Consider the following 26,313-nt stretch of genomic DNA (forward strand, 5'->3'; position numbering starts at 1 on the left):
TCGTCGACATCGTCTTCAGCCGCTGGACCACGCCGATCCTCTGGGCGCTGCACGAGTACGGCCGGCAACGCTTCGTCGAACTGGAACGCCGCCTGGTCAGCATCACCCCGAAGGTGCTCACCCAGCGACTGCGGCAGTTGGAACGCGACGGGCTGGTCCTGCGCACCTACCACGCCGAGGTGCCGCCCCGGGTGGAGTACGAGATCAGCGAGCTGGGGCGCAGCCTCGCGCCGCTGTTCGCCACCCTCGCCGAGTGGTCCGCGAACCACCTGGATGAGGTGGACCGACGCCGGCGCGAGTACGACGACCGGCCGCGCGCCGGCGGCCGACGCGGCTGAGGTCAGGGCGCGGCGGTCGTCGTGGCGGTGGCCGCGTCCTGCCAGTCGTTGCCGTCGTACGTGGCGGTGAAGGTGGTCGGCCCGGTCACCGTGCAGGTGGCCGTGAACGGTGCGCCGTCCGGCACCGAACCGCTGGTCAGGACCTGCGTACCCGTCGAGGTGGTGACCGTGACCGTCACGTACCGGTGCCCGACGGTCGGGCCGAGGTCAACGGCCACCGTCCCGTACACGCTGCCCCGCTTCTTCCTGATCGGCGTGAAGGCCACCGTCAGCGCGGTGGGGAGTTTGTCCGCCTGGAAGGTGGCCGTCGCGTCGGTGCGGGCGAAGGACTCGTCGCCCGGGAAGTGCGCCCGGTACGTCCAGGTGCCGCTGCGCGGCGTGGCGTCGGTGAACGAGACGCTGCCGGTGGCGTCGGTGGTGAAGGTGCCCAGCGCGGTGTTGTCGAAGGGCTGTTCCCGGTAGACGACGACCTGGGTGCCGGCCGGGGCGGGCGCGCCGCCGAGCAGCACCCGGGCGGTGAACGTGGACGCCCGGGTGGTGTAGCCGCGCGCCGGCCCGGTGACCGTGGCCGAGGCCGGCCGCAGGCCGATCCGGTCGACGTATCGGCCGGTGGGTTGCCAGAGGCCCGAGGAGCCGATCGTCACCCGGCCGGCGTCCGGGTCGAGCACCAGGCCGCGTTGCACCGGGGTACGCTCCGGGCCGCCGACGAAGGCCGCGGTCCGCAGCGGCGTCGGCGTGCCGCGTGCGAACAGGGCCACCGTGTAGTCCTGGCCGTTGCACATGGTGGCCAGCCGGCTGCTGTCGGCGGACCACGCCACCGAGCGCGACGAGCAGGAGGTCGGATAGAGCGTCACCGGGCTGAGGTCGGTGGTGGCGTACGTCTGGATGCCGCCGACGTCCACGCCGGTCAGTGCCACCTCCCGGCCGTCCGGCGACACCGCCAGGTCCACCGGGTTCGCCATGCCCAGCTTGCGGCTGGTGACCGCGCGTACGGTGCCGTCGCTGACGTCCAGCATGGACAGGCTGACCGTGTGCACGAGGTAGTCGGTGGCGAAGACCCGCCCGGGCAGGGCGGGCGAGGTGGCGATGATCGGCTCGTACCACGACCACTCCGGCGGGGACAGCGACACCGCGCCCGTGCGGGTGTCGAGCACCCCGACCCCGGTGGGTGTCGGCGGGAGAGTCTGGTCGGAGTAGTGCAGGCAGTCGAAGGCGAACGCGACGAAGGGGCCGGTGGGCGCGACGTCACCGGGGCAGATCTCCGCTCCGACGTCGTAGCGGGCGGTGACGGCGAGGGTGGTCGCGTCCACGGCGGCGATCTGCCGGTCGTTGGGCAGCCCCACCCAGAGGGTGTGACCGTCCTCCCCCATCCGGAGGCCGACCGCCCGGCCGATGCCCGCCACCTTCCCGGCCGAGGTGGCGCCGGCGTCGACCACGAGCACACCGCCCTCGACCGCCCCGACGAAGACCCGGCCGCCGTCCGGCGTGCCGGCCATCGTCCAGATGGTGGGTGCGTCGACCGCCACCGCGGCCTGCGCCGGCACGTCGGGCACGGCGGTGGTGGCCGCCACGATCAGCGCCGTCAGAAGTGCGAAGGTCCGGTGTCGTGTCCCCATGATCCGCCCCTTCCGACGGCACGACGCACCACGTCCCGCTCAGCATCGGCGCACCAGGCACCTCCCGCAAACGCTGGGACGATGTGGATCGTCGTGGTCAGCGCAGCGGCCCCCGCGCCACCATCGCCCGCATCGTCTCCGGGTCACCGGCCGGCACGTACTCCAGCCACCAGGTCGCCCCGGCCGCCGCCAGCTCCGCCAGGTACGCCCGCTCGGCCCGCTCGTCGTCGCGCCGCCGCCGCCCGCCGAGCGCCACGTCGAACGGCGCACCGTCGGCGCGCGCCGCCGGCAGCGCGGCCACCAGGTCGCGTACCTCCGTCGGGGTGAAGTCGGACCAGCCGGCGGTGTCGGTCAGCTTGTACGGCACGATCCCGTCGGCCCGGGCGGCGCGGCGCAGCACCGCCCGGGCCTGGGTGCTGCCGCCGATCCAGACCGGCACCCGGGGCGACTGCACCGGCGCGGGTCGCATGCTCACCCCGTCGGCCCGGTAGTGGGTGCCGTGGTGCGTCACCCGGTCGCCGCCGAGCAGGCCGAGCAGGAGGTCGATGCCCTCGTCGAGCATGGCGGCGCGGGTCTTCAGGTCGGTCTGCTCGCCGAACGCGGCCAGCCCCCGGTCACCGGGGTCGCCGACACCGACCGCCACGCCGGCCCGGCCGCCGGACAGGTGGTCGAGGGTGAGCACCTCGCGGGCCAGCTTCGCCGGGCGGCGGCGCGGCAGGGCCGTCACCGTGGTGCCCAGCCGGACGTGCGAGGTGTGGCCGGCGATCGCGGCCAGCAGCAGCCACGGATCGAAGGTGGGCGGGTCGTCGCCCGCGTGGTGCACCAGGTAGTCCTCGAAGAACACGCCGTCCCAGCCGGCCTGCTCCGCGAGCTGCCCCAACTCCACCAGCAGCGACACCGTCACCGCCGGCCCACCGCAACAGATCTCCAGTCCGTGCCGCATCCGGGCACGCTACCGCCCGGGTACGACGCCGAGGTCTACGCGCGTCGCCGCGCCCGGGCCGCCCAGATGACGTACGCCGGGTCCCGGTCCAGGTTGTGCCGGTCCCGGTCGTAGCGGCGGGTGGTGCGCGGGTCCGCGTGCCCCATCGCGTCCTGCACGTCCTCCAGCGGCACCCCCTCGGCCCGGGCGGTGGTGGCGAACGCGTGCCGCAGCGAGTGCGGGGAGAGCTTCGCCCAGGCCGGGATGCCCGCCACCTGGGCCAGGCGGCGCACCAGCCGGAACACCGAGTGCCGGTCCAGCCGGGCGCCGCTGGCGGTGACCAGCAGCGGCCCGGTCAGCTCCGCCACGCTCACCCGGCGCGCCGCGGCCCGCGCCGACAGGTAGGCGTCCACCGCGTACGCGGCGGCGGGGGTCAACGCCCGACGGCGTACCTTGCCGCCCTTGCCGACGAAGCGGACGCTGCGGTGCCCACGCTCCGCGCCCAGGTCGGTCAGGTCCAGCGAGATCAGCTCGCCCACCCGCAGGCCCAGGTCGGCCAGCAGGGCGATGGCGGCCCGGTTGCGCGGGGCCGTCGGTCCGGTGTCCGACTCGGCCGCCGCCACCAGCGCGTCGACCTCCTCGGGGGTCAGCCCGACGGTCGCGGAGTGGTCCCGGTCGATCCGGGGCCGGTCGGCGGCGGCGACCGGGTTCGCCTCGATCGCGCGCAGCTTGACCAGGAAGTCGTACCAGCTGGACAGGGCGGAGAGCCGGCGGGCGACGGTGGCCGGGGTCAGCGGCCGGCCGCTGCGCACCCCCGGCGTCGACTCCAGCTCCCGGCCGTAGGTGTTGACGTCGAGGAAGGTCGCCCGCAGCGGGTCCAGCCCTCGCTCGGCGCACCAGCGCAGCCAGCCGCCGACGTCCCGCCGGTACGCGTCGCGGGTGTGCTCGGAGAGCCGGCGGTTGCGCAGCCACGCCTCGGTGAAGTCGGTCGGGCCGCCGGGCAGGGCGGCGCGGGCCGGGCCGCGGGGCAGCACCTCGGAACGCAGCATGTGAGAAAGGCTCTCAGGCGGTGGCGGGAATCGCGACGAGGCGCGCCCGGCGGGGACCCGACGATCCTCACACCGCCTCGGTCGCCAGCCAGCCGTCGGCCACCCGCCACCGCCGGTCGAAGCCCACCGCCTCGGCGAACCAGGTGTCGTGGCTGACCATCAGCACCGTGCCCCGGAACTCGCGCAACGCCGCCTCGACCACCTCCAGCGAGTCCAGGTCCAGGTAGTTCGTGGGCTCGTCGAGCAGCAGCACCCGGGCCGGGGAGTTCACCAGCTCCGCGAGCAGCAGCCGGCGCAGCTCCCCGGCCGACAGTGTGCGCAGCCGCGCCGACCACTGGTCCGGGCCGAACAGGTAGCCGTCGAGCAGCCGTTCCGCGTCGTCGGCGTACACCGGCACCCGGGAGCGGAAGTGGTCCAGCACCGTGACGTCGGTGCGCAGCTCGTCGTGGGTCTGCGGCAGCAGCGCCACCTCGGTGGCGGCCTCGACGCGGCCGCCGTCGGGGGCCCGCTGCCCGGCCAGCGCCCGCAGCAGGGTGGTCTTGCCGGCCCCGTTCGCGCCGGTGAGCAGGATCCGGTCCCCGGCGCGCACGCTCAGGTCGACGGTGTCCAGCAGGGTCCGGTCGCCGACGCGCAGGGTCAACTCGCGGGCCCGCAGCACCTCGGTGTCCGCGAGGGCGTCGGCCGGGAACGCCAGGGACAGCGTCGGGCGGGTACGCGGCTGCGCGAGCCAGCGGATCGAGTCCAGTTGCCGGCGCAACCGCCGCTCCCGGGCCTTGGCCTTGCGGGCGACCTTCTTGGCGTAGCGGCGCTGCTGGTCGGCGCCGAGACCGCTGCGCACCGACTCCTCCACCCCGCGTGCCTGCTGCTTGGTGCGGTCGATGTCGGCCAGCCACCGGCGCAGGTCCTTCTGCTGCGCCTCGTAGTCCAGCAGCAGCCGCTGCCAGCGGCGCACCTTCTCGGCCCGGTAGTCGGTGTAGCCGCCGGCGTACGTCTGCGGCTGCTCGTGGATGCCGTCCAACTCGACGACGCGCTGCACCGTACGGTCCAGGAACGCGCGGTCGTGGCTGACCACCAGCACCCCGCCCGGGAAGGCGGCCAGCCAGTCGCCCAGCCAGGCGATGCCCCCGGCGTCGAGATGGTTGGTGGGCTCGTCGAGCACCAGCAGGTCGGGGGCGTCGAGCAGCAGCCGGGCCAGCGTCAGCCGGGCCTGTTCGCCGCCGCTGACCCGGTGCAGCGGGGTGTCGTCGGCCAGGTGCGCGACGTCGAGGCGCTGCCGGACGTCGGTGAGCCGGGCCTGCGCCCGCCACCCGTCCAGCGCCGCCCACCGGTCCTGGGCCCGGCCGTACGCCTCCAGGGCGGTGTGGTCGCCGTCGGCGAGCCGCCGCTCCAGCGTGCGCAGCTGCCCGGCCACGGCGGGCAGCTCACCGAGGCCGGCGGCGACGAACTCGCCGACCGTGGCGCCCGGGTCGGGCACCTGCTGGGCGAAGTAGCCCAGCCGGCTGCCGGGCGCCAGCTCCACCGTCCCGGACGAGGGCGGCTCCGCGCCGGTGAGCACCCGCAGCAGGGTGCTCTTGCCCACCCCGTTCGGGCCGACCAGGCCGACCCGGTCGCCGGCGCCCACGATCAGGTCGAGGTCGGCGAAGAGCGGTTCGGTGTCGTAGGACTTGCTGAGCGAGACGGCTTTCAACACGGGTGATCCTCCGGCGGGGACGACGGGCGGGGACCGCGGCCGCAGTGCGGCGGCGGTCGGGACCGTGGCGGCGGGCGGGCTGCCCGGCCGCGTCCTCGCGGATCACATCTGTCGGTCGGCTCCTCGTGGGTCGGCGGCGCCGTCGGGGTCGACTGTGCCAGCCGGCGAGGCCGGGTGCGACCGGTTTTCCGCCCGGGATACGGTCACCTCGTGCGTGCCAGCCGGCTGGTCTCCCTGCTGCTGCTCCTGCAGACCCGGGGGCGGATGACCGCTCGGGAGCTGGCCGACGCCCTGGAGGTGTCGGTGCGCACGGTCTACCGCGACGTCGAGGCGCTCGGCGCCGCCGGGGTCCCCGTGTACGCCGACCGCGGTCCCGCCGGCGGCTACCAATTGCTGGAGGGCTACCGGACCCGGCTGACCGGGTTGACCGCGCCGGAGGCCGAGGCGCTCTTCCTGGCCGGGATGCCCGGCCCGGCCGCCGAGCTGGGGCTGGGGCCGGTGGTGGCGGCGGCCGAGCTGAAGGTGCTCGCCGCCCTGCCCGACGAGCTGGCCGACCGGGGCGGCCGGATGCGGCAGCGTTTCCACCTGGACGCGCCGGGCTGGTTCCGGCATCCCGAGCCGACCCCGCACCTGGCCGCGCTGGCCCGCGCGGTCTGGGAGGACCGGCTGGTGCGGATGCGCTACCGGCGCTGGCGGGCGCCCCGGGAGGTGATCCGGCTGGTCGCCCCGCTGGGCGTGGTGCTCAAAGCGGGCCGCTGGTACCTGGTGGCCCGCTGCGACGACCAGCTGCGCACCTACCGGGTCGGGGCGGTGCTCGACGTGGTGCTCTGTGACGAGCGCTACCAGCGGCCGGACGACTTCGACCTGGCCGAGTGGTGGCAGGAGTGGGCGCGGCGCTACGAGCGCGACGTCTACACCGAACAGGCCCGGATCCGGTTGACCGTGGCCGCGCTGGAGTTCCTGCCGTACGTGTTCCCGCCGGAGATGAGCCGGGCGGCGCGGGCCGCGGCCGGGGAACCCGACGCGCACGGCTGGCTGGAGACGACCGTGCCGATCGAGTCGGTGCGGCACGCCCACGTCGAGCTGCTCAAGCTGGGCGCCGAGGTGGAGGTCCTGGAACCGGCGGCGCTGCGCGAGCGGCTGGCCGCGACCGCGCACGCGCTGGCCCGGCTCTACCCGGGCGAGCCGGTGGGGACGCCCGCACCGGACGCCCCCACCGACGCCGCGCTCAGGCGCTGATCTGCCGGCGGCCGTTGCCGTCGGCGTTCGCCGTGACGCTGATCCGGCGGGGCTTGGCCCGCTCGGCGATCGGGATGCGCAGGGTCAGCACGCCGTTGTCGTAGCCGGCCTCCAGCCGGTCGGTGTCGAGGGTGTCGCCGAGGAAGAGCTGCCGGCTGAAGGTGCCCATCGGCCGCTCGGCGGCGACGAGTTCGACCTTCTCCCCGGCGGGGCGGCGCCGCTCGGCGCGGACCGTCAGGACGTTGCGCTCGACGGTGCAGTCGATGCTGTCCGGGTCGACGCCCGGCAGGTCGAAGGCGGCGTAGAAGTGGTCCCCGTCGCGGTAGGCGTCGAGGTGCATGACCGCCGGCCGGGCGGTGGTGCCGAAGAACTGCTCGGCGAGCCGGTCGATCTCACGGAACGGGTCGGTACGCATCAACATGGCCGTGCCTCCTCGGTTCTCCTGGCCGAAGGTGAAGGTTCGGGTTGAGTCGACGTGACTCAACTTCTCGCTTTCCTGTTTTAGCGCGGGGCGGGCGCGCCGTCAACTCCGGCCGGCAGGAGCTTCTCGAACCAGTGCTGGGCGTACGGGCCACGGTGGTAGGCGGGGATCTCCCGGTAGCCGTGTCGGGCGTACAGGGCGCGCGCCTCCACCAGGTCGCTGCGGGTGTCCAGCCGGATCCGGTCCGCCCCGGCCGACGCGGCGTACGCCTCGACGGCGGCCAGCAGCGCCGCTCCGCCGCCGGCGCCCCGGTGGGCCGGACGCACGTAGACCCGGGTCAGCTCCGCCCAGCCGGGATGCCGGCGCAGACCGGCACAGCCGGCGAGCGCCCCGTCCCGGCGGGCCAGCAACAGCACGCCGGACGGCGGCACCAGGTCGTCGCTGGGGAAGTCGGCGAGCGCCGCCGCCACCTCCTCCGGCCGTTCCGGCCGGCCGTACCAGCGGCGGACCATCTCCGCCAGGTACTCGCGCAGCAGCACCGCCGCGTCCGGGGCGTCGGGTCGCGACGGGCTGGTCGTCCAGGTGCTCACGGGCGTCCGCCGATCAGGGTCGCCGGTGGACGCCGTGGTCGCGGGCGAGCGCGGCGTCAGGGCCGGTGAACTCATGCCCGGCACCCTGCCACCCGTGGCGGCGGCCCCGCCAGGCGTTTTTCCGGCCGCGGTGAGGCTCAGGCGGTGTGGTGCTCCGCGGTCGGGCTAGCCCGGAACCCCGGCATCGCCCGCCGGCCGCTGGGCGGCGAGGGTGACCCGGCGCAGCAGGTCGGACAGGAGTTGCCGCTCGTCGGCGGAGAGCGCGCCCAGGACCCGCTGCTCCTCGTCGCCGACCACCCCGATCGCCCGCCGCCAGTAGGCCCGGCCGGCGTCGGTGAGCTCCACGTCGATGCGGCGTCGGTCGACCGTGGAGGGGATGCGCCGGACGAATCCGCGCCGCACCAGCGCGTCGACCCGGGCGGTGATCGAGGCGGGCGCCATCCGCAGGTCGCCGGCGATGTCCGAGGGCGCGGCCCGGCCGCCCCGACCGGCGAGCGCGTGCAGGGTGCCGAATTCCTTCTCCTGCAGGTCCAGCTCCGCCAGGGTCCGCTCCTTGACCGCGCGCAGGTGGCGGGTCAGCAGCGACATCCGCACCACCGCGCCCTCGACGTCGGGATCCAGGTCGGGCAGGACGGGTCGCCAGCGGTCGACGTGCTCGTCGACGGGGTCACGCTCGCTCACCCGATCACCGTACGCCGCGTCCGGAAATTCACTGTCGAAATATTCGACGTCGAAGTAACGTGTCTGCCGTGACGCATCCCCTCCGGCTTCCCGCCTTCCGTCTACTCTTCCTCGGCCGTACCGTCTCGGCCCTCGGCGACGCCGTGGTGCCCACCGCGCTGGCGCTGGCGGTGCTGCGGGCCACCGGCTCCACCACCGCCCTCGCCGTCGTGCTCGGCTGCGCGATGGTCCCCCGGCTACTGCTGCTCCCCCTCGGCGGCGTGCTCGCCGACCGCTTCGACGCCCGGCGCGTCGCCCTCGGCACCGACCTGGTCCGCTGCGCCGCCCAACTGGTCGTCGGCCTGGAACTGCTCGGCGGCACGCCATCCCTGGCGCACCTCGCCCTCGCCTCCGCCGTCGGCGGCGCCGCCTCCGGCTTCGCCATTCCCACCGCGTCGCCGCTGGTCGCCGGCACCGTGCCCGGCGAGGGCCGGCAGCGGGCCAACGCGCTGGTCGGGGTGAGCGCCAACGCCAGCCGGCTCGCCGGACCCGCGCTGGCCGGGCTGCTGATCTTCAGCCTCGGGCCCGGCTGGGCGTTCGTGCTCGACGCCGCGTCGTTCGCCGTCAGCGCCGCGCTGCTCGCGGTCATCCGGGTCCGGCACGTGCCCGTCGCGCACCGGTCGCTCCGGGCCGACCTGGTCCTCGGCTGGCACCAGGTGCGCTCCCGCGACTGGTACTGGAGCAGCCTGCTCGCCCACGCGGTGTGGAACGGCGCCGCCGCCGTGCTGCTCACCCTCGGCCCGCTGGTCGCCGTGGACCGCCTCGGCGGGGAAGGCGTCTGGGTGCTGCTCCAGCAGGCGGGGGCCGTCGGCCTGCTGGCCGGCTCGCTGCTCGCCGGCCGGGTCCGCCCCGCCCGCCCGGTGCTGGTGGGCAACCTGGCCCTCGCCACGTACGCCGCGCCGCTGCTGCTGCTCGCCGCCGCCGCGCCCGCCGCGGCCACCGTCGTCGCCTACTGCCTCGCGCTGACCGCCCTCGGCTTCCTCAACCCGGTCTGGGAGACCGTGGTGCAGGCGCAGTTCCCACCCGAGGTGCTGGCCCGGGTCACCTCGTACGACTGGCTGATGTCGCTGGCCGCCATGCCGATCGGGTACGCCCTCGCCCCGGCCGCCGCCGGAACCTGGGGCGCGTCGACCCCGCTCGTGGCGGCCGGGGCGCTGGTCCTGCTCGCCTGCGCCGGCACCGCCGCCGTGCCCGGCGTACGCCGGCTGCGCTGGCCGGCCCCCGCCCCGGCGGCGGCCGAGGCACCGGTGCCGGCGTGAGGCCGACCAGCGTCAGAGCCGGTGCCCGGTGGTGGCGTCGACGTGCCCGGGCACCTCGTCGTGGCGGTCGCCCACGCTGGAGGTGCCGGACGGCTCGAACATCAGGATGGACGCGCCGCCGGGCGCGGACGGCCGGTGCTCGACCCCGCGCGGCACCACGTGCACCGCGCCGCGCGGCAGCACCACCTCCCGCTCGGCGCCGTCCGCGCCGTCGCGCAGGGCGATCCGCAGCTCCCCGTCGAGCACCAGGAAGAACTCGTCGGTGTGCTCGTGGACGTGCCAGACGTGCTCGCCGGCGACCTTGGCGATCCGCACGTCGTAGTCGTTGACGGTGGTGACGATGCGCGGGCTCCACAGCTGCTCGAAGCTCGCGAGGGCGGCGGCCAACTCGATCGGCTCAGTGCTCATCGCCCCATCCTGACGCAGCGCGCCGGTCAGAGGAACCGGTGCATCACGTGCAGGCCGACCCGGCCCAGGGTGGGGTGCGCGAACGCCTGCGGCACCGTGCCGATCACCGTGAACCCGAGCCGCCGGTACAGCCGCACGGCCACCGTGTTGCTCTCCGCCACCGCGTTGAACTGCATCGCGGCGTAGCCCTGGCGGCGGGCCCAGTCGAGGGTGTGCTCGACCAGCGCCCGGCCGACGCCCTGTCCCCGCGCGGCGGCCGGCACCATGTAGCTGGCGCTGGCCACGTGCGAGCCGGGACCGGGCTTGTTGGGACCCGCCTTGGCGGTGCCGAGGATCCGCCCGTCCGCCTCGGCGACCACGGTCAGCCCCGGCGGCCGTTCCACCCACACGTCGTGCAGCACCTCCGACGGCCACGCCGGGTCGTACGGGAAGGTGTCGCCGGCCTCGATCACCTCGGTCAGGATCGGCCGGACCTGCGCCCAGTCGGCCTCGGTGTACTCGCGGATCCGCACGCCGGGAGGCTAGCCGCGCCCCGCGCGGTGACGCCAGCCGGTTTCCGCCGGCTGCGCGACCGGCACCACGGCCCGCCATACTTGGCGCCATGCTCTGGGGTGTCAGCGGACCGCTCTTCCTGCTCGACTACGTCTCGGCGGTCGCCGTGGCCCTCGCGATCGCCGTGGCGGTACGCGAGCTGACCGGCGCGCGGGCCCGGGGCGCCGAGCCGGACCCGGTCGAACTGGCGTACCTGACCGACCGGGCCGGGCTGGCCTGCCAGGTCGGCATGGCCGCGCTGCACCGCGCCGGCGTGGTACGCCCCGGCGAACTGGCCACCCTGACCGTGGACGGCCCGCCACCGGTCCGCTCCCCGCACCTGGTCCGGGCCCTGCACGCCGCACTGCGCCGGCCGCAGACCTGGGCCGGTGTGCTGGCCGACCCGCAGGTGGGGCGGGCCCTGCGCCGGCTGGTGGCCCGGCTGCTGCGCGACGGTTGGCTGCTCACCCCGGCCCAACGGCGGCGGGTGGCACTGGGCACCCTGCCCCTGTTCGCGGTGGCCGCCGTCGGGCTGACCCGGATCGTCGACAGCGCCGTCGAGGGCCGAGACGCCGGCGGACCCGCCTCCGTGGTCGGCCTGCTGCTGTGCTGCGTGGCCACCGCCCTCGGCGGCTGGTGGCTGAGCGAGGTGCCGGAGACCGGGGCCGCCGCCCGCCGGCTGCTGCGCCGGCTGCGCCGCCGGCACGCGGAGCTCGACCCGCAGCGCCGCCCCGCCTGGAGCGAACACGGCACCGACGAGCTGCTGACCGCGATGGCCCTGTACGGCCCGCGCCCGCTGCTGGCCGTCGCGCCCCGCCTCGGCGCGCTGGTCGGCATCGACGCCGACCGCACCCGCCCGGACCCGCAGCGCACACTGGCCCGCCGCTGACCGCTGACCGCGGGCCGTCGCGCCCACGGCACGGCCGGACCGCCGGCCCGGCGTGGCCGGCGGTCCGCGCCGCTCAGCGCAGCGCGTCGGCCTCCCGGATGAGCCGGCTCAGGTCCCGCACCTCGGCGTCGTCGGTCGCCTCGGCGGCCCCCTGCGCGATCGCCGCCAGATCGGCCAGCCGGGCCTGCGTGCCGCCGCGCAACGCCTCGGCGAAGTAGCCGGCCGCGTAGCAGGTCCGCAGCCGTGGGGACGCCTCGGTGAACGGTCGGTCCAGCGCGGCCACGGTCACCGACTCGTACGTCTCGGCCGGCGCCCGGTCCTTCGGCGCGGTCCAGCGCACCTGCACCCGGGCCACCCGCGTCGAGGCGGACGCCCCCTCGGCCAGCCGCACCGCGTACAGGGCGGTGACGCTGTGCCCGGGGCCCACCTCGCCGCCGTCGACCCGGTCGTCGCGGAAGCTCTCGTCGGCGATCGCCCGGTTGTCGTAGCCGATCAGCCGGTAGGAGGTCACCGTCGCCTCGTCGAAGGTCACCTGCACCTTGGCGTCGAGCGCCCGCAGGCTCAGCGTCGCCGGCAGCTGCTGCACGAACACCCGGCGGGCCTGCTCCCGCTCGCCGACGTAGACCGCGAAGCCGTCACCCCGGTCGGCCAGCTGCTCCATCAGCGCGTCGCCGTAGTCGCTGCCCACCCCCACGCCGAGCAGCGTGATCTGCTTCTGCGCCTCCTCGCGGACCCGGCGCAGGATCGGCTCCGCCTCGGTGCTGCCGGTGTTGGCCAGCCCGTCGGAGAGCACGATCACCCGGTTGGTCCGCCCCTCCCGGAAGCCGTCGCGGGCCACCCGGTAGCCGAGCACCAGGCCCGCCTCCAGGTTGGTGCTGTCCCGGGTACGCAACGAGTCGATCGCCTCGTGCAGGGTGCGGGCCTCGGCGACGGGCGTCATCTCCCGTACCACCCGCGCCCGGGTGCTGAACTCGACGATCGCGATGGAGTCGGTCGGCCGCAGCTGGTCCACCAGCGTGTGCAGGGCATCGCGCACCAGGTCCAGCCGGCCCGGCTCGTCCATCGAGCCGGACACGTCGACGACGAACGTCAACGCCGCGTCCGGGCGGTCGCGGCGGTCCTCCGCACGGGTCTGCAGCCCCACCCGCAGCAGCCGCTCGTCGTCGGCCGCCTCGTGCTGCTGCGGCAGCCGGGCCCCGTCGACGTGCACCGCGAAGCCGTCCCCGGCGGGCTGCGGGTAGTCCTGCCGGAAGGAGTTCACGAACTCCTCCGGCCGCACCTCGGCGCGCTCGGGCAGCCGGCCGTCGCGGATCAGCCGGCGGGTGTAGCCGTACGAGGCGGTGTCGACGTCCATCGCGAAGGTGGACGCCGGATCCTCCCGGGTGCTCGTCTCGCCGCCGCCCGACCAGGGCGCGGTGGCGCCGGGGCGGGCCGGGCCGCGCGCCGAGTCGCTGCGCGGGCCGCCGGCCGTGCAGGCGCCGGAGGTCAGCGCGGCGGCCAGCAGCACCGGCACCAGCAGTGACCGTCTGAGATGGCTCATCGGACCCTCCCGAATGGACTGGACGGAATGTGGTCCGGCCGTGGCGCGCCGGATCCGTTGCGGTCATTGACGCAGCCCGACGGGTCGGCGGCTCCCGCCGTGGCCGAGCCGATACCCAAGCGTGAGAGTCGTGACCGAGCCGTGCGCGAAGCGTGACCGGAACCGGTCGGCACGATCGGCGGCCCCGTGCTGCGCCCCCACCACCGATGCGGCAGAGTGGGCCGGTGTCGGCAGCCGAGACCACCGGGCGGACGACCGTGCAGGGCCCGAGCGGGGTGGTGTTCCCCACCACCGGCACCACCCGCAGCACCAGCGCGCTGGGGCGGGCCGTGGTGGCCGACGCCCTGCGCGCCGTCGACCCGGTCGGCGCCCGTGCCGCCGAGCACGAGACCGACTGGCGGCACGGCTACCTCGGCCACTTCCGCCGCCTGGTCGAGGCCGGACTGCTGTCGCGGGACGCGGCGCTGACCGTCGCCCGCGACGGCCTCGCCGCCCTGCACGGCCGGATGCGCTACCTGCCCGACGGTGGTCCCGAGGTGGGCCTGGCGCAGGGCGTTCGACCTGCCCGCCGAACAGCCGCTGGAGACCGCCACGGTCACCGGCCGGGGCGAGGTCGAGCGGGAACTGTCCCTGCCGTACCGGGGACAGCGGCTGCGCGGCGACGACCTGCGCCGCCGCCTCGACGCCTGGGTGGCGGCGGGGGTGATCGAACCCAGCTGCGCCGAGGCGGTCGGCGCGGTGGCGGCCAACCCCGACTGGCTGGACCTGCGCGACCAGAAGATCGTGGTGCTCGGCGCGGGCGCGGAGATGGGCCCGCTGCCGTCGGTGCTGCGCTGGGGCGGCGACGTGGTCGCCGTCGACCTGCCCCGCCCCGACATCTGGCAGCGGCTGCTGCGCACCACCCACCGCCACGGCGGCCGACTGCACCTGCCGGTCCGCCCCGGCACCGCCGCCGACGACGCCGCGCTGGCCGCGCACGCCGGCGCCGACCTGCTGCACCACCTCCCCCAGGCCGCCGCCTGGCTGCGCGGCCTGGACGGTCGCCTGGTGCTGGGCAACTACGTGTACGCCGACGGCGCGACCAACGTCCGCGTCGCCACCGCCGTCGACGCGCTCACCGTGCACCTGGGCCGGCACCGCCCGGACGTCGCGCTCGCCTTCCTGGCCACCCCCACCGACGTGTACGCCGTGCCGGCCGACGCGGTCGCGCACGCCGAACGCGGCTACGCGGCCCGGGGCGCGCTGCGCCGGTCGCTGCGGGTGCTCTCCGGGGGCCGGCTGCTGCACCGCAACTACCCGCCGCACGCCGACCCGGGGCTCAACGACAGCCTGGTGCCGCAGCAGGGCCCGAACTACGCCCTGGCCAAGCGGCTGCAACGGTGGCGCGCGGCGGTGGCCCGCGACGCCGGCACGACCGTGTCGTTCACCGTGGCCCCGCCGACGCGTACCCGCTCGGTGCTGCGCAACCGGGCCCTGGCCGCCGCGTACGCGGGCGCCCACCGCTTCGGCATCGAGGTGTTCGAGCCGGCCACCAGCAACACGCTGATGGCCGCGGTGCTGGTGCACGACCTGCGCACCCAGGGCGGACCACGGCAGCCGCACCCCTGGCAGGACGAGGCGTACGCGGCGGCGCACGGCGGCCTGTGGCGGGTGCCGTACGCCCCGCGCAGCGCCCTCGGTCTCGCGGTGCTGCTCGGGCTCGGCGGCGCACGCGCCTGACCGGCACAGGTTTCCTTGTCTTGGCCCTCGGGAAGCCACGAACATGGCCGAGACCTTCGCAGACCAGGACCTGACCACCCTGCGGTCCATCGCGCGCGGTGCCGGCATAACGGACACCGAGCGCATGCCGCACGACGAACTGGTGCAGATGTTGCGCCGCGCCGGGCTGGCCGAGCCGGACGCCCGAAGCACCGACACCGGCCCGGACGAGGGCCTCTACCACGCCCGCGGCGTGGGACGACGCGAGTCCACTGGCGCGCGGAGCGGCTGGCCGGACCAACCGACCCGGGATCCCGCCGGCTGGTCCGGCGTGGGCGGCAGCGACCTGCGCCTGGGTGACGAGAGCACCGGCGGGCGCGCCGCGCAGGAGGCGACCGGCGCCCGACGCGGCCAGTCGCAGGCCCCCGCGCCGCAGGACGCCCGCGGCGTCCGGGGCGACATCGCGGACCCGGCCGGCTGGTCCGGCGTGGGCGGCAGCGACCTGCGCCTGGGTGACGAGAGCACCGGCGGACGGGCCGCCGAGGAGGCGATCGACGCCCGACCCGGGGAGTCCGGCACCGAGATCGACGACCGCACGCAACGCTGACCGGCGCGGTCCGGCCGCCCCGGCCCGCGCCGGCCGGGGCGGCGGTGCGCGCGGATCACCCCGGCGTACGCGTGCTCACCGGTCGTCGCGCCGGCGGGCCAGGTGCACGGTGAGGTCGGCGACGACCGCCACCGTGTCCGGCAGCACCTGCCGGATCCGCTGCAACGCCTGCTCCCGCCGCGCGGCGGGCAGTTCGAGGTAGGCCGACACGGTGGACAGTTGGCCGACGTACTCGTCGGCGGTCATCGTGAGCCGACGCGCGATCACGTGCTGGCGGACGTCGGTGAAGCACGGCGACCGGCGCAGCTCCGTGCCCGGCCACTGCATGGACTCCGTCGGCGGCGTCCCGTCCGGCGAGGGAACGTCGTCACTGGCCAGGAAGGGTGCGCGGGCGGCGTGGACCGCGTCCTCGACGGCCCGGTCGAGCAACTGCTGCACCGGCCCGCCGAACGAGGCGAGGACGCCGCCGGGCTCCAGCAGGGCGGCCAGGCGCGCGGCCCGGCCATCCGGTTTCGTCCAGTGCAGCGCCGCCGCCGCGTAGACCAGCCCGTAGCGCTCGCCCGGGCGCAACTCCTCGAACGCCGCCAGCACCGGGTTGACCTGCGGGGGCACGTGCTTGCGCAGCTCGGCGAGCATGGCCGGATCCGGCTCGGTGGCGGTGACCGTGATCCCCCGACCGGCGAACAGCCGCGTCGCCTTGCCGGTCCCGGCCCCGATCTCCAGCGCGGTACGCACCGGCCGGCCCGCGTACGCCAGCACCAGGTCGGCCAGCTCGTCGGGATACCCCGGCCGGAACCGTTCGTACGCCTCGGCCACCGTTCCGAAGCTCAACGCGCGTCCAGGCATGCCGAGCATCCTGGCACGGCACGTGCCGCGGTCGCCGCCACATTTCCCCACCGCCTAGGCTCGGGCGGTGCTGTCACAGGTGCCCGGGCTCTCGCGCCACTTCACCGAGGACTCGCTGCGGGCGTACCTGCTGCGCCGCGCCGAACGGCAGTCCGGCGGCTGCCTGATCGTGCGCGGTTACGGCGACCGGCGCGGCGTGCACCAGAAGGTCGCCGGCCGGGCCTGGGCGCATGTCGCGGCGTACGCCGTCTTCGTCGGCGGCTACCGACCCGACCTGGACGTCCACCACTCGTGCGGGGTCGCCGACTGCATCGAGCCGACGCACCTGCGCCAGCTCAGCCGGGCCGACAGCGCCCGGTTGCGGGCCCAACGGCCGCAGTGCCGCAACGGGCACGACCGCGAGACCGATCCGGGCACCGGCCGCTACCGTGCGGTCTGCCGCCGCTGCAACAGCGAGGCCCAGCGGCGGTGGCGGGAGCGCCGGGCCGCGCAGGTCGCCGAGGCCCGCGCCCGGCACGGCCGCACGTGACCGCCGGACGGCCCGCTAGGCGGTCGGGTGACGCCGGGCGGCGACCCCGCTGAGCACGGTCGCGGCAGCCAGGGCGATCAGGACCGCGAGCCAACTGGACACGAAGGGGGTGGCCACGAAGCCCTGGTTGCCGGCGAAGGCGGCCGGGTCGGCCGTGCGTACACCGAGACCCCAGGCCAGCACAGCGGTGGTGGCGGCGGCCATGCCCACCGCCGTCGCCGTCACGGCCGCCGACCGCAGCCGCGCCGGCCCGGCGGCCGGCACCCGCCGCAGCACCCGCGTCGCCGCCCACGCCGTCGCGGCCAGGACGCCGAGCCCGGCGGCCACGAGCACCGCGAACGCGGCCGCGTTCGGTCCCGAGCGCGCCCCGTGTCCCGTGGCCACGGCGGTGACGATCCACGCCACCGCGCACCAGGCCGCCACCGCCACCAGGGGGGCCGCGACGTACTTCCCCGTGCCGTTCGCCCGGCCGCGGACGATGACGGCGGCTGCCGGCGCCGCCGCGGCGGCCAGCGCCAGCAGGGCCACCGCCGACGCGATCGCCATCGCGGTGTGGGCGGTGGGCGCGATACCCGGGAAATCCTCGGCGAGCTTGGCGAAGCCGAGCCCGGCCGCGGTGAACAACGCGGCCGACCAGACGGGCAGGGCGAGTGGTGAACGGACGGACATCAGCGCACCTCCGTGAGCGCGAACGGCCCCGAGCAGTGAATCGACCACGAGCCGGGGCCTGCGATGGACCTGCATGTCGCAGAGCAACTGGGCGTATTCCTCGCCGTACCGGTGCCGCCAGGTCGACGGGTAGCAGCCGACCAGCACCCGTACCAGGCGGATGTCGCCGCTCATGCCGGCCTCACCCGCAGCCGGTCCAGGCTGAGGGTGGCCAGCCGCCGCATCCGCTGCGCCTGCCCGGCCAGCTCAGCCGCTCCGGCAGCGGTCAACCGGTACGGCCGGCGCCGTCCCTGCACCGGCAGGCCTTCGATCAGCCCGCGCTCCTCCAGCCGTTGCAGAGCCGCGTACAACGTTCCCGGGCCCAGCGTCACGTCCGCCTGCGCGGCGATGTCCATGGTGATCGCGTAGCCGTGCTTCGGGCCCTCCGCGAGGCTCGTCAGCACCAACAGCCCCGGTTCGGCCCACCGGCCCAGTTCCTCGCCCACAGCTCCTCCGTCATTCGCTATATCGCCGAGCGTACTACGCGAGGCGATATAGCGACAGCTCTCGGGCCATCCCGCGTTCCTCAGATACCGGCGCGATCGGCGCTGCGCGGGTCGTCGACGCGGGCGGCCGCGTAGGCCTTCCCGGCCCGGGCGACGTACCGCCACGGCCGGGCCTTGTGCAGGGCCACGTCCAACGCCGGGTCGGTGCGGTCGAGGTCGACGCAGATCACGTCCGGCGCGTCCGGGCGGGCCCGCCGCAGCACGTGCCCGTGCGGGCCGATCACCGCCGACGGGCCGGCGGGAGCGCACTGGGCGGGCACCGCGACGCTGACTCAGAACCCGTGCGCGGCGGCGTGTCCGCGCACCATCGTCTCGAAGACCGGATCCTCGGAGAAGGTGGAGAAGAGCACGCAGTCCACGCCGAGCGCACGCTGCTCCGACCACAGCTCGGGGAAGGCCACCTCGATGCAGATCAGGAACCCGAACCGGAACCCGTCCACCTCGACGACGCAGGTGTGGTCGCCGGGCGTGTAGTAGCCGGTCAGCTCGGCGTACGAGATGAAGCGCTTGTCGTACCGGTCGGCCAGCGCGCCCCGGTCGTCGATCACCCAGAGCGAGTTGTGCGGGCGGTGACCGCCGGAGAGCCGGTGGTTGCCGCCCACCACCACCCAGACGCCGAGCTCCCCGGCCAGCGCCATCGTGCGGCGCAGCTCGTCGGCCACCGGCGCCCAGTCGATGCGCCATCCGGCGAAGTGCGGCTTCGCGGCGCCCGCGTAGCCGGACAGCGCCCCCTCGGCGAAGTGGACCAGTCGCGCTCCCTCGTCGGCGGCCCGCCGCATCGCGGCGCGGATAGCGGCGCCGTTGGCGGCCGGCTCGGTGCCGACCTCGGTCTGCGCGACGGCGATCCGGATCGTGTCTGCCACCGCCGCACCGTAACGGACGTCCCGACCTACCGGTCCGGACCGGCCGTCGCCGTCCGCAACGCGCTCAGCCATTCGACGCCGAGCCGGCGGCCGTCGGGGAACCGGTCGTCCCGGTCCCAGCGCCACGCGGTGACCATCGCCAGCACGAGGGTCCGGCAGTTCCGCAGCAGCTGCCGGTCCACGCCCGGGTAGTGGTCGCCGACCTCCTCGGGCGCATGGGCCAGGTCGAACTCGACCGGCCCTCGGCAGCAGGTCTCGAAATCGATGAAGAGCGGCCCGGCGCGGGTCGCGAGCAGGTTGCCGGGATGGGGCTCGCCGTGCAGGAGCTGCTCGGGCCGACCGCTGTCGCCGACCGCCCGACGCGTACGCGCCAACGTCCCGGCGAGGAACACCCGGTCCGGGGCGGTCAACTCCGGCGTCCGGGCCGGGTCGGACACCAGCAGCTGGGCCTCGGCGACCCGGTCGGTGACGTGCGGGGTGGGCAGGTCGACGGTGCGCATGCCGGCGTGCAGCCGCAGGAGCGCGTCCGCGTACGCGGTGGGCGGCACCGGCCGGGTGGTCACCGGTGGGTGATAGGTCCAGAAGGTGACCACGTGCTCGCCCTGGATCAGGACCTCGGGCGCCGCCGGTGCGGCCACCGGACTCCCCGCCTCGGCCAGCCGCGACGCGACGTCCACTTCGAGCTGGGCGCACTGGCGTGCGGCCGGCGACACCCGGGCGAGCACGTCGCAGGGCACCAGGCGCAGGGTCAGCGTGTTCGAGTCGTGCAGGACGGTGGCGTTGTGGACGGTCAGGCCGAGCCGCGCGGCACCCGCCAGGGCCGCCCGCGTCGCCTGTCGGGTCCGTGCTGCCTGCATCGCCGCACCGTAGCCCGTCGCATGCCCTGAGGCAGCCGCATTTCGGCTTTCACAACATCTTGAGTCCTTACGCACAAGAACTGTCATTATGATGTGCCGACCATATGTCCGATTTGCACGGCCGATTTACCTGATTGGCATTATCAGTAATTCATTAATGAGCTGATCGTGTGAGTGGAACGAGTCGGCCTGGTACCGGACCACCCCCGCTCCTGGCGGTCAAGGAGTTCAGGAGTGCCCGGCAACGCCGCCCAACCTCGACGCAGACGGGCACCCGCCGGCGTCGAGCGGCCACTACGGTGACCACATGGGACAGGACGACCGACTCCGCCACGCCTCGTCGTTCGGCGCGGCGGCGACCGCGTACGCCGAGCACCGCCCGGACTACGCGCAGGACGCCGTGCGCTGGGCGCTCGACCCCGCCCCCGGTCGGCGGATGCTCGACCTCGGTGCCGGGACCGGCAAGCTGGCCACCACCCTGCTCGCCGTCGGCGCGGAAGTCACCGCCGTGGAGCCCGATCCGGCGATGCTGGCCGAGCTGCGCCACGCCCTGCCGCAGGTACGCGCCCTGCCCGGCAGCGCCGAGGCGATCCCGCTGCCGGACGCGTCCGTCGACGCGGTGCTGGCCGGTAACGCCATGCACTGGTTCGACATGGCCGTCGCCGGACCGGAGATCGCCCGGGTGCTGGCCCCCGGCGGGATCCTGGCCGGTCTCTGGAACGCCCTCGACGACCGCGTCGACTGGGTCGCCGGACTGGCCCGGGTCAGCGGGAGCGCGGCGATCGGCCCGCGTGACACCCCCGCCGGCTGGCGCGTCGAGACGGCCGACATGCACCTGCCGAAGACCGGCGACGACGTCCGGTTCACCGGGCCCGAGCAGGCCGAGTTCCCGCACGGGCAGCGGCGCACCGCGGACTCACTGGTGGCGACCCTGGCCACCCGGGCCGGCATGCTGGTCATGCCGGCACCGGAGCGCGAGGCCACCCTGGAGCGGATCCGCGCCTACCTGGCGAGCCGGCCGGAAACCGCGCAGGGTGAGTTCACCCTCCCGATGGTGACCTGCGTCCTGCGGGTCCGCCGCAGGTAGGGATCAACCGAACCAGGCCATCGCCTCCCCGTGGCCGCGGGTCCAGGCCAGCGGGACACCGTCGCGCGCCAGCACGTTGTGCAGCCGCTCGTCCGGTGCGGCCGGCAGCCCGGCGTACGGCAGCACCTCGGGCGTCTCGACCGAGATCCAGTGCCCGGGCAGGTCACGGACCAGGGCGGTGAACGCCTCCCGGCGGGCAGCCGGGACCTGGTAGAGCACCGAGGTGTGGAACACCACCAGGGTCGCGTCGGATGGGGCCTGCGCGGCCAGCGCCGGCAGGTCGTCCACCAGGTCGCCGGGGACCAGCCGGGGCGGATCCGCGGCGGCGACGGCGGCCGCCGCGAGCAGCCGCTCGCGGCGGTGCCGCTGCTCGGGCCAGACCAGCGCCGCCAACCAGGCCAGGTCGGCCGGGTCGGTGACGTCCAGCGGGTTCAGGTCCAGCCCGGCCCGCCACACCACGTCGGGCAGCCGGGTCGGAGCCGCCGCACCGGAGAGGGCACAGTCGAGCACCGGACCGCCGGCACCGAGCCGGTACGGGCCGTACCGGTAGGTGTAGCGGTCGGGGTACAGGCCCAGCCCGGCGGCCGCGCCGACCTCCAGCAGCGCGAGGGGCTGCGGCAGCGTGGCGAGCGCGGGCAGCAGCAGCGCGCAGCGCCCGGCCTCGTTGGTCTGGGTGGCGCGGGTACGCAGCTGCGCCGCGACGCCCGGCCAGTTCGCCACGGTGAAGTCGTGGCAGGCGGCCGGGTCGTGCACCGGGCCACCGAGCAGCCGGAGGACGCCGAACAGCAGATTCGGTTGCCGCTTCGCCACGGGCACGGTCTCCAGCAGCGCCAGGACCTCGGGGTCGTCGGCGATCGCGAGGGCCAGTCGCTCGTACGTCGGTGACACACCCCGCGCCTCACGCGCGGCGAACGCGGCGTACCTCGATGCGGTCGTCACCCGTGCGATGGTCGCACAGGCCGGCGCGCTGCCGGGTCCCGTGCTCAGCGCGCCGGCGTCAGGTCCCGGCCGGCGATCAGCGCGGCGACGATCCGGGGCAGCGCCGATCCGATCGGCTCGCGGATCACCTCGTCGGCGAGGTGGTCGTAGGGCGTCTCGTCGCGGTTGACGATGATCAGGCGGGCACCCGCCTCGACCGCGACGGCGCAGAGCGAGGCGGCCGGCTCGACCCGCAGCGAGCTGCCCACCGCCAGCAGCAGTGGGGAGACGGCGGCGATCCGGCGGGCGTGGTCGAGCACCTGCCCGTCGAGGTACTCGCCGAAGAGCGTCACCGCGAGGGCGAGGACCGCGCCGCACCCGCCGCAGGTCGGATCCTCCTCGCCGGCCCGGACCCGGGCCAGCACCGGCGGCGTCGGGGTGGTGGCCCCGCAGCCGGTGCACCGGGTCCGGTGGATGGTGCCGTGCAGCTCCAGGACGGTCCGGTCGGCCAGGCCGGCCCGCTGGTGCAGGCCGTCGACGTTCTGGGTGAGCACCCGCACGGCGGTGCCGGCGTCGCGCAGCGCGACCAGCGCCCGGTGGGCGACGTTCGGCTCGGCCCGCCAGGCGGGGTGCTCGGCGTAGGTGCGCCAGAACCGGGCGCGGGCCTCCGGGTCGCGCCGGAACCGGTCGTAGGTGAAGGCGTCCAGCGCGGCGGGGTCGCGCGTCCACAGCCCGTCGGGGCCCCGGTAGTCCGGGATCCCGGAGTCGGTGGAGATACCCGCGCCGGTCAGCACCGCCACCCGGGTGATCCCCCGGGCCCACTCCCCCGTCGTGTCCATGGCGGTCAGGGTAGGAAGCGGTCGTCCTGTCCCGCGAGTGCTTTTCGCCGGTTCCGGGGCTGATCAGGCGGTCAGCGTCGCCGCCACGGCAGCCGCCACCACCGGCGAGGACGCGTCGGCGCGGGGGGAGCCGGCGGCGCGGTGGTGGCGACGGTGGCCGCGCGGTGCTGCCGCTCGGTGCGCCAGCGGCGTACCGCGTCGTCGACGTTGACCGGGCGGACCACCACCCGCGGGCCTGTCGGCGCCCGCAGCCAGGCCACGATCTCCGTGTTCAGCGCGGCGACGTACGTCCGGACGGCCTGCTCGGTGGGCAGGTCCCGCAGCTCGTCGGGGAGCTGCTCGACGCGGCGACGCAGCTGCAGCGGGGTGGGCAGCAGCAGGTCCGACGGGAGCTGTTCGCGCTCCAGGAAACTCTTGATCCACCACGACTCGTCGTACGGCAGGTTCCGGCCCGGGATCGGCCGGCCGGCGCCGGGCAGGTTGTCGAACTCGCCGCGTTCCTGCGCCGAGCGGATCTGCGCCTCGACCGACGCCTCCCAGCCGTACGTCACCGTCGTCACCTCCCGCGCTCCACCGTATCCGCCGCTCCCGTCCCTGGTCAGCGCCCGCCGGCAGGAACGCATTCCCCGCAGGCGGCCGGGGTCGGTGGGGCGTACATTCGCCAGGGGCCGGCGGTCGGTCCGGGGAGGTGTCGGTGGCGTGCGCGACTGGCTGATCGGTCTCGGCATGGCCGTGGCGTGCCTGCTGGCCAGTTGGGCGCTGCTGGTGCTGCTGGCCCGGCGGCTGCCGCCGGGCATCCTGCGCGACCTGGCCGCGTTCATCCCCGACTGCCTGACCACCGTGCGCCGGCTGCGCCGCGACCCCCGGGTGCCGCCACGCGCCAAGGTGGCCATCGTCGTGGCGGGGATCTGGCTGGCCAGCCCGATCGACCTCATCCCCGAGTTCCTGCCGGTCATCGGCCCGCTCGACGACATCGTGGTGGTCGCCCTGGCCCTGCGCTACGCCGGCCGGCAGGTGCCCCGACAGGTGCTGCTCGACGCGTGGCCCGGCGAGCCCCGGCTGCTGCTGCGTCTGCTCGGCCCGGCCGGTGGTGCGGTGAGCCCCGCGCCGGACCACCCGGGTACCGCAACGGTGAGCCCTGCGCCGGACCACCCGGGTACCGGACCGGTGGCCCCGGGGCCGGACCGCCCGGCCGCTGAGTGACGGCGACGCTGCTGGTCGCCTCGGCGGCGGCGTTCCTGCTGGCCGCGCTCTCCGCGGTGACCGGGTTCGGGGGCGGGGTGCTGCTGCTGCCGGTGTTCACCGCGTTGTTCGGGTTGCGGGTGGCGGTGCCGGTGCTCACGCTCGCGCAGCTGTCCAGCAACGCCGCCCGGGTGTGGCTGAACCGCCGGGAGCTGCGCCCGCGGCTGGTCGGCCGGTTCGCCGCCGGGGCGGTGCCGTTCGCGCTGGCCGGGGCGCTGCTGCTGGCGCACGCGCCGCTCGCCGCGCTCAAGCGGCTGCTCGGGGTGTTCCTGCTGGCGGTCGTCGTGTGGCGACGCTGCGGTCGCGCACCGGGCCGTCCGAGCGAGCGGTCCTTCGTGGCGGTCGGCGCGGCCTCCGGCATCGGGTCGGCGCTGCTCGGCTCGGTCGGGCCGCTCACCGCGCCGTTCTTCCTGGCGTACGGGCTGACCCGGGCGGCGTACGTGGGCACCGAGGCGGCCGCCGCGCTGACCCTGCACCTGTCGAAGACCGCCGGGTACGCGGCGGCGGGACTGCTCTCCGGCCGGGTGCTGCTGCTCGGGGCGGCGCTGACCCCGGCCACCCTCGCCGGCGCGTGGGTCGGTCGGCGCGTCGTCGGGCGGATCAGCGACCGGGCCTTCGTGGCGCTGGTCGAGGCGGGCCTGGTGGCGGCGGCGCTGCTCTTCCTCGCCGGGCGCTGAGCGGGACGGCTCAGCGCAGCTTCGGGTCGAGGGCCTCGCGCACCGCCTCGCCCAGCATGACGAAGCTGAGCACCGCGGTGACCAGGAACGCGGCCGGGAAGAAGAGGAGGTACGGCGAGACCCGGATGTACTGCTGCGCCTCGCTGATCATGATGCCCCAGGACACGACGGGGGTCTTCAGGCCGATGCCCAGGAAGGACAGGGTGGCCTCGGCGCCGATGAACGAGCCGACCATGATCGTGCCGTAGACCAGCAGCGGGGCCAGGCAGTTCGGCAGCAGGTGCTTGAGGACGATGCGGCCGGTGCCGGCGCCGAGCGCGCGGGCCGCCACGATGTAGTCGGCCTCCTTGGTGGCCAGCACCGACGAGCGCATCAACCGCATCACCACGGGCCACATCAGCACCACCATGGAAGCGGTGACCAGGGCCATGATCTGCCATTCGCTGTTGTCGGTGCCGGCGCCGTTGAAGGTGGTCAGGATGACGATGGCGCCGAGCACGAACGGCAGCCCGAAGAAGATGTCGGCGATCCGCGACAGCAGGCCGTCGACCCAGCCGCCCCGGTAGCCGGCGATCAGGCCCATCGCCCCGCCGATCAGCAGGACGCCCAGGGTGGACAGCACCGCCACCACGATGGAGGCCCGCGCGCCGTAGATGGTGCGGGCGTAGACGTCGCGGCCCTGCACGTCGTAGCCGAACCAGGCGTCGGCGGACGGCTCGACGCGGCTGCGCGACAGCGAACCGTTGACCGGGTCACCGGAGGTGAACAGCTGGGGGAACGCCGCCATCACCAGGAACACCACGATGATCGTGGCCGAGATCCAGAACAGCGGCTTGCGGCGCAGGTCGAGCCAGGCGTCACCGAGCAGCCCGCGCGGCTCCTGCTGGCGGCGGACGCGCTCGGGCAGGCCGGCGTCGGTGGGCGCGCCGGAGCCGGCCTCGGTGGGCATGGTCGCGGGGGGCGTCGAGACCATCGACGCGGTACTCGGGTCGGACATGAGCCGCACCTCGCTCCGCTCGGCGCGGGCGCGGCGCACCCGCGCGGCCGGCGTTGCCGATGCCGACCACGGTATCGGCAACCATCGCGCGCCGGGTGCCGCGACGGACACAACCGGACAGAAGCGACGGTGCTCAGGGCCGCTGTCGGATGTGGCGGTGCCCGTCGCGCGGGAACGGCGGGTGGGCGGGCAGCACCTCCGCGAAGACGTACCCGCACTTCTGCGCCACCCGGCAGGAGGCCGGGTTGTCCACCTGGTGCAGCAGCTCCAGCCGGGTCAGCCCGGTCGCGGCGAAGCGCGCGAACGCCCAGGCGCTGACCGCGTCGACGGCGCGCGGCGCCACCCCGCGTCCCCGCGCCGGGGCGGCCGTCCAGTAGCCCACCTCGGCGTCCGGGCGGCCGGGGGTGACCTCCTTGAGCACCACGTTGGCGGCCACGCGCTCCCCGTCCGGGGTGCGCTCCAGCACCGCGAAGCTGAACCGCCGGTCGGCGGCCCAGCCCTGGTCACTGCGACGCAGGAAGGCCCGGGCCTCGGCCGGGGTGGTGACCGGTCGCCGGGTCCAGCTGCGCAGCACCGGGTCCCGGTACGCCTCCAGCACCGCGTCGAGGTCGTCCGCCCGCCACGGCCGGAGCACGAGGTCGGGGGCGGTGGGGGTGGCCGGGGCGTGCAGGACGATGGACATCCGGGCATTCTCGCCGACCGGAGGGCGCGGCGGGAGCCCCGCGCG

31 protein-coding genes are annotated in these 26,313 nt (G+C 75.4%); 10 read left to right on the forward strand and 21 right to left on the reverse strand.

What is annotated here, in order from left to right; all coding sequences use genetic code 11:
- Positions 1-8: 8 nt before the first annotated feature.
- Positions 9-338, forward strand: coding sequence for a winged helix-turn-helix transcriptional regulator (locus GA0070611_RS08085; protein WP_091660168.1), 330 nt, complete (start codon positions 9-11; stop codon positions 336-338).
- 2 nt (positions 339-340) lie between these two features.
- Here GA0070611_RS08085 and GA0070611_RS08090 read toward each other — a convergent pair whose 3' ends face one another.
- From GA0070611_RS08090 to abc-f, 4 genes are all read right to left on the reverse strand, one after another.
- Positions 341-1,954 carry a hypothetical protein gene (locus tag GA0070611_RS08090; RefSeq protein ID WP_157740254.1) on the reverse strand — a complete coding sequence of 538 codons (1,614 nt, stop codon included), beginning with the start codon at positions 1,952-1,954 and terminating at the stop codon, positions 341-343.
- A 97-nt stretch (positions 1,955-2,051) separates the two neighbouring features.
- The gene (locus GA0070611_RS08095; RefSeq protein ID WP_091660175.1) at positions 2,052-2,897 is read right to left on the reverse strand and encodes an LLM class flavin-dependent oxidoreductase; all 846 of its coding nucleotides are present in this window, start codon (positions 2,895-2,897) and stop codon (positions 2,052-2,054) included.
- Between the two features lie 35 nt (positions 2,898-2,932).
- The gene (locus GA0070611_RS08100) at positions 2,933-3,925 is read right to left on the reverse strand and encodes a tyrosine-type recombinase/integrase (protein ID WP_091660180.1); all 993 of its coding nucleotides are present in this window, start codon (positions 3,923-3,925) and stop codon (positions 2,933-2,935) included.
- A gap of 67 nt (positions 3,926-3,992) precedes the next feature.
- Positions 3,993-5,615 carry a ribosomal protection-like ABC-F family protein gene (gene abc-f, locus GA0070611_RS08105; RefSeq protein ID WP_091660184.1) on the reverse strand — a complete coding sequence of 541 codons (1,623 nt, stop codon included), beginning with the start codon at positions 5,613-5,615 and terminating at the stop codon, positions 3,993-3,995.
- A 210-nt stretch (positions 5,616-5,825) separates the two neighbouring features.
- Here abc-f and GA0070611_RS08110 point away from each other — a divergent pair, with 210 nt between their 5' ends.
- Positions 5,826-6,854, forward strand: coding sequence for a helix-turn-helix transcriptional regulator (locus GA0070611_RS08110; protein WP_091660188.1), 1,029 nt, complete (start codon positions 5,826-5,828; stop codon positions 6,852-6,854).
- Here the strand turns inward: GA0070611_RS08110 and GA0070611_RS08115 are convergent.
- The 3 genes from GA0070611_RS08115 to GA0070611_RS08125 form a co-directional block, all read right to left on the reverse strand.
- Positions 6,844-7,275 (reverse strand): Hsp20/alpha crystallin family protein, encoded by a 432-nt coding sequence (locus tag GA0070611_RS08115; protein WP_091660191.1) that lies wholly within the window; start codon positions 7,273-7,275, stop codon positions 6,844-6,846. The genes GA0070611_RS08110 and GA0070611_RS08115 overlap by 11 nt on opposite strands.
- Positions 7,276-7,355: 80 nt before the next feature.
- The gene (locus tag GA0070611_RS08120) at positions 7,356-7,865 is read right to left on the reverse strand and encodes a GNAT family N-acetyltransferase (protein ID WP_231921366.1); all 510 of its coding nucleotides are present in this window, start codon (positions 7,863-7,865) and stop codon (positions 7,356-7,358) included.
- A 165-nt stretch (positions 7,866-8,030) separates the two neighbouring features.
- The gene (locus tag GA0070611_RS08125; protein WP_091660195.1) at positions 8,031-8,546 is read right to left on the reverse strand and encodes a MarR family winged helix-turn-helix transcriptional regulator; all 516 of its coding nucleotides are present in this window, start codon (positions 8,544-8,546) and stop codon (positions 8,031-8,033) included.
- Positions 8,547-8,614: 68 nt separating this feature from the next.
- Here GA0070611_RS08125 and GA0070611_RS08130 point away from each other — a divergent pair, with 68 nt between their 5' ends.
- Positions 8,615-9,844, forward strand: a complete 1,230-nt coding sequence (locus GA0070611_RS08130; protein ID WP_091660199.1) for an MFS transporter — start codon at positions 8,615-8,617, stop codon at positions 9,842-9,844.
- Positions 9,845-9,856: 12 nt separating this feature from the next.
- Here the strand turns inward: GA0070611_RS08130 and GA0070611_RS08135 are convergent, their stop codons facing one another.
- Both GA0070611_RS08135 and GA0070611_RS08140 read right to left on the reverse strand, forming a co-directional pair.
- Positions 9,857-10,252, reverse strand: a complete 396-nt coding sequence (locus GA0070611_RS08135) for a cupin domain-containing protein (protein WP_091660203.1) — start codon at positions 10,250-10,252, stop codon at positions 9,857-9,859.
- A gap of 26 nt (positions 10,253-10,278) precedes the next feature.
- On the reverse strand, positions 10,279-10,764 hold the full coding sequence (locus tag GA0070611_RS08140; RefSeq protein WP_091660206.1) for a GNAT family N-acetyltransferase: 486 nt from the start codon (positions 10,762-10,764) through the stop codon (positions 10,279-10,281).
- An 89-nt stretch (positions 10,765-10,853) separates the two neighbouring features.
- Between GA0070611_RS08140 and GA0070611_RS08145 the strand changes: the two genes are divergently transcribed.
- Positions 10,854-11,672, forward strand: a complete 819-nt coding sequence (locus tag GA0070611_RS08145) for a TIGR04222 domain-containing membrane protein (protein WP_091660208.1) — start codon at positions 10,854-10,856, stop codon at positions 11,670-11,672.
- 73 nt (positions 11,673-11,745) lie between these two features.
- Here GA0070611_RS08145 and GA0070611_RS08150 read toward each other — a convergent pair whose 3' ends face one another.
- Positions 11,746-13,212, reverse strand: a complete 1,467-nt coding sequence (locus GA0070611_RS08150; RefSeq protein ID WP_197675880.1) for a vWA domain-containing protein — start codon at positions 13,210-13,212, stop codon at positions 11,746-11,748.
- A gap of 525 nt (positions 13,213-13,737) precedes the next feature.
- Here GA0070611_RS08150 and GA0070611_RS08155 point away from each other — a divergent pair.
- Together GA0070611_RS08155 and GA0070611_RS08160 are read left to right on the forward strand one after the other, a co-directional pair.
- Positions 13,738-14,931, forward strand: a complete 1,194-nt coding sequence (locus GA0070611_RS08155; protein WP_231921367.1) for a hypothetical protein — start codon at positions 13,738-13,740, stop codon at positions 14,929-14,931.
- 43 nt (positions 14,932-14,974) lie between these two features.
- Positions 14,975-15,517, forward strand: a complete 543-nt coding sequence (locus GA0070611_RS08160) for a hypothetical protein (RefSeq protein WP_407940464.1) — start codon at positions 14,975-14,977, stop codon at positions 15,515-15,517.
- Between the two features lie 75 nt (positions 15,518-15,592).
- Here the strand turns inward: GA0070611_RS08160 and GA0070611_RS08165 are convergent, their stop codons facing one another.
- On the reverse strand, positions 15,593-16,363 hold the full coding sequence (locus GA0070611_RS08165; protein WP_091672627.1) for a class I SAM-dependent methyltransferase: 771 nt from the start codon (positions 16,361-16,363) through the stop codon (positions 15,593-15,595).
- A gap of 67 nt (positions 16,364-16,430) precedes the next feature.
- On the opposite strand from GA0070611_RS08165, the gene GA0070611_RS08170 reads away from it, so the two are divergent.
- Complete coding sequence (locus GA0070611_RS08170) at positions 16,431-16,892, forward strand: HNH endonuclease (protein WP_091660211.1); 462 nt, start codon at positions 16,431-16,433, stop codon at positions 16,890-16,892.
- Between the two features lie 15 nt (positions 16,893-16,907).
- Here GA0070611_RS08170 and GA0070611_RS08175 read toward each other — a convergent pair whose 3' ends face one another.
- The 5 genes from GA0070611_RS08175 to GA0070611_RS08190 all read right to left on the reverse strand — a co-directional run bounded on the left by GA0070611_RS08175 (position 16,908) and on the right by GA0070611_RS08190 (position 19,826).
- Positions 16,908-17,735 carry a hypothetical protein gene (locus GA0070611_RS08175; protein ID WP_091660214.1) on the reverse strand — a complete coding sequence of 276 codons (828 nt, stop codon included), beginning with the start codon at positions 17,733-17,735 and terminating at the stop codon, positions 16,908-16,910.
- Positions 17,732-18,046: a PadR family transcriptional regulator gene (locus GA0070611_RS08180; RefSeq protein ID WP_091660217.1), complete on the reverse strand. Its 315-nt coding sequence runs from the start codon at positions 18,044-18,046 to the stop codon at positions 17,732-17,734. Before GA0070611_RS08180 ends, GA0070611_RS08175 begins: the two co-directional genes overlap by 4 nt.
- Positions 18,047-18,126: 80 nt before the next feature.
- Entirely contained in the window at positions 18,127-18,366 is a 240-nt protein-coding gene (locus GA0070611_RS31470) for a hypothetical protein (RefSeq protein ID WP_197675881.1), read from the reverse strand.
- Between the two features lie 12 nt (positions 18,367-18,378).
- Positions 18,379-18,969, reverse strand: a complete 591-nt coding sequence (locus GA0070611_RS31475; RefSeq protein ID WP_197675882.1) for a carbon-nitrogen hydrolase family protein — start codon at positions 18,967-18,969, stop codon at positions 18,379-18,381.
- 26 nt (positions 18,970-18,995) lie between these two features.
- Positions 18,996-19,826, reverse strand: a complete 831-nt coding sequence (locus tag GA0070611_RS08190) for a phosphotransferase family protein (protein ID WP_091660219.1) — start codon at positions 19,824-19,826, stop codon at positions 18,996-18,998.
- A gap of 307 nt (positions 19,827-20,133) precedes the next feature.
- Here GA0070611_RS08190 and GA0070611_RS08195 point away from each other — a divergent pair, with 307 nt between their 5' ends.
- Complete coding sequence (locus GA0070611_RS08195) at positions 20,134-20,913, forward strand: class I SAM-dependent methyltransferase (protein WP_091660222.1); 780 nt, start codon at positions 20,134-20,136, stop codon at positions 20,911-20,913.
- Positions 20,914-20,916: 3 nt separating this feature from the next.
- On the opposite strand, the gene GA0070611_RS08200 is transcribed toward GA0070611_RS08195, so the two are convergent.
- From GA0070611_RS08200 to GA0070611_RS08210, 3 genes are all read right to left on the reverse strand, one after another.
- Positions 20,917-21,852, reverse strand: a complete 936-nt coding sequence (locus GA0070611_RS08200; RefSeq protein ID WP_091660225.1) for a DUF2332 domain-containing protein — start codon at positions 21,850-21,852, stop codon at positions 20,917-20,919.
- A gap of 44 nt (positions 21,853-21,896) precedes the next feature.
- Entirely contained in the window at positions 21,897-22,670 is a 774-nt protein-coding gene (locus GA0070611_RS08205; protein WP_167604412.1) for an SIR2 family NAD-dependent protein deacylase, read from the reverse strand.
- A 71-nt stretch (positions 22,671-22,741) separates the two neighbouring features.
- Complete coding sequence (locus GA0070611_RS08210; RefSeq protein ID WP_231921368.1) at positions 22,742-23,230, reverse strand: DnaJ family domain-containing protein; 489 nt, start codon at positions 23,228-23,230, stop codon at positions 22,742-22,744.
- 139 nt (positions 23,231-23,369) lie between these two features.
- Between GA0070611_RS08210 and GA0070611_RS08215 the strand changes: the two genes are divergently transcribed.
- Positions 23,370-23,873 carry a YkvA family protein gene (locus tag GA0070611_RS08215; protein ID WP_091660228.1) on the forward strand — a complete coding sequence of 168 codons (504 nt, stop codon included), beginning with the start codon at positions 23,370-23,372 and terminating at the stop codon, positions 23,871-23,873.
- A complete protein-coding gene (locus GA0070611_RS08220) occupies positions 23,870-24,589 on the forward strand; it encodes a sulfite exporter TauE/SafE family protein (protein WP_091660231.1) in 720 nt (239 codons plus the stop codon). Before GA0070611_RS08215 ends, GA0070611_RS08220 begins: the two co-directional genes overlap by 4 nt.
- A 10-nt stretch (positions 24,590-24,599) precedes the next feature.
- Here the strand turns inward: GA0070611_RS08220 and GA0070611_RS08225 are convergent, their stop codons facing one another.
- Complete coding sequence (locus GA0070611_RS08225; RefSeq protein WP_091672635.1) at positions 24,600-25,586, reverse strand: ABC transporter permease; 987 nt, start codon at positions 25,584-25,586, stop codon at positions 24,600-24,602.
- A 133-nt stretch (positions 25,587-25,719) separates the two neighbouring features.
- On the reverse strand, positions 25,720-26,268 hold the full coding sequence (locus GA0070611_RS08230; protein ID WP_091660234.1) for a GNAT family N-acetyltransferase: 549 nt from the start codon (positions 26,266-26,268) through the stop codon (positions 25,720-25,722).
- Positions 26,269-26,313: the final 45 nt, after the last annotated feature.

Origin of the sequence: Micromonospora auratinigra (assembly GCF_900089595.1) — a bacterium.
GTDB lineage: Bacteria > Actinomycetota > Actinomycetes > Mycobacteriales > Micromonosporaceae > Micromonospora > Micromonospora auratinigra.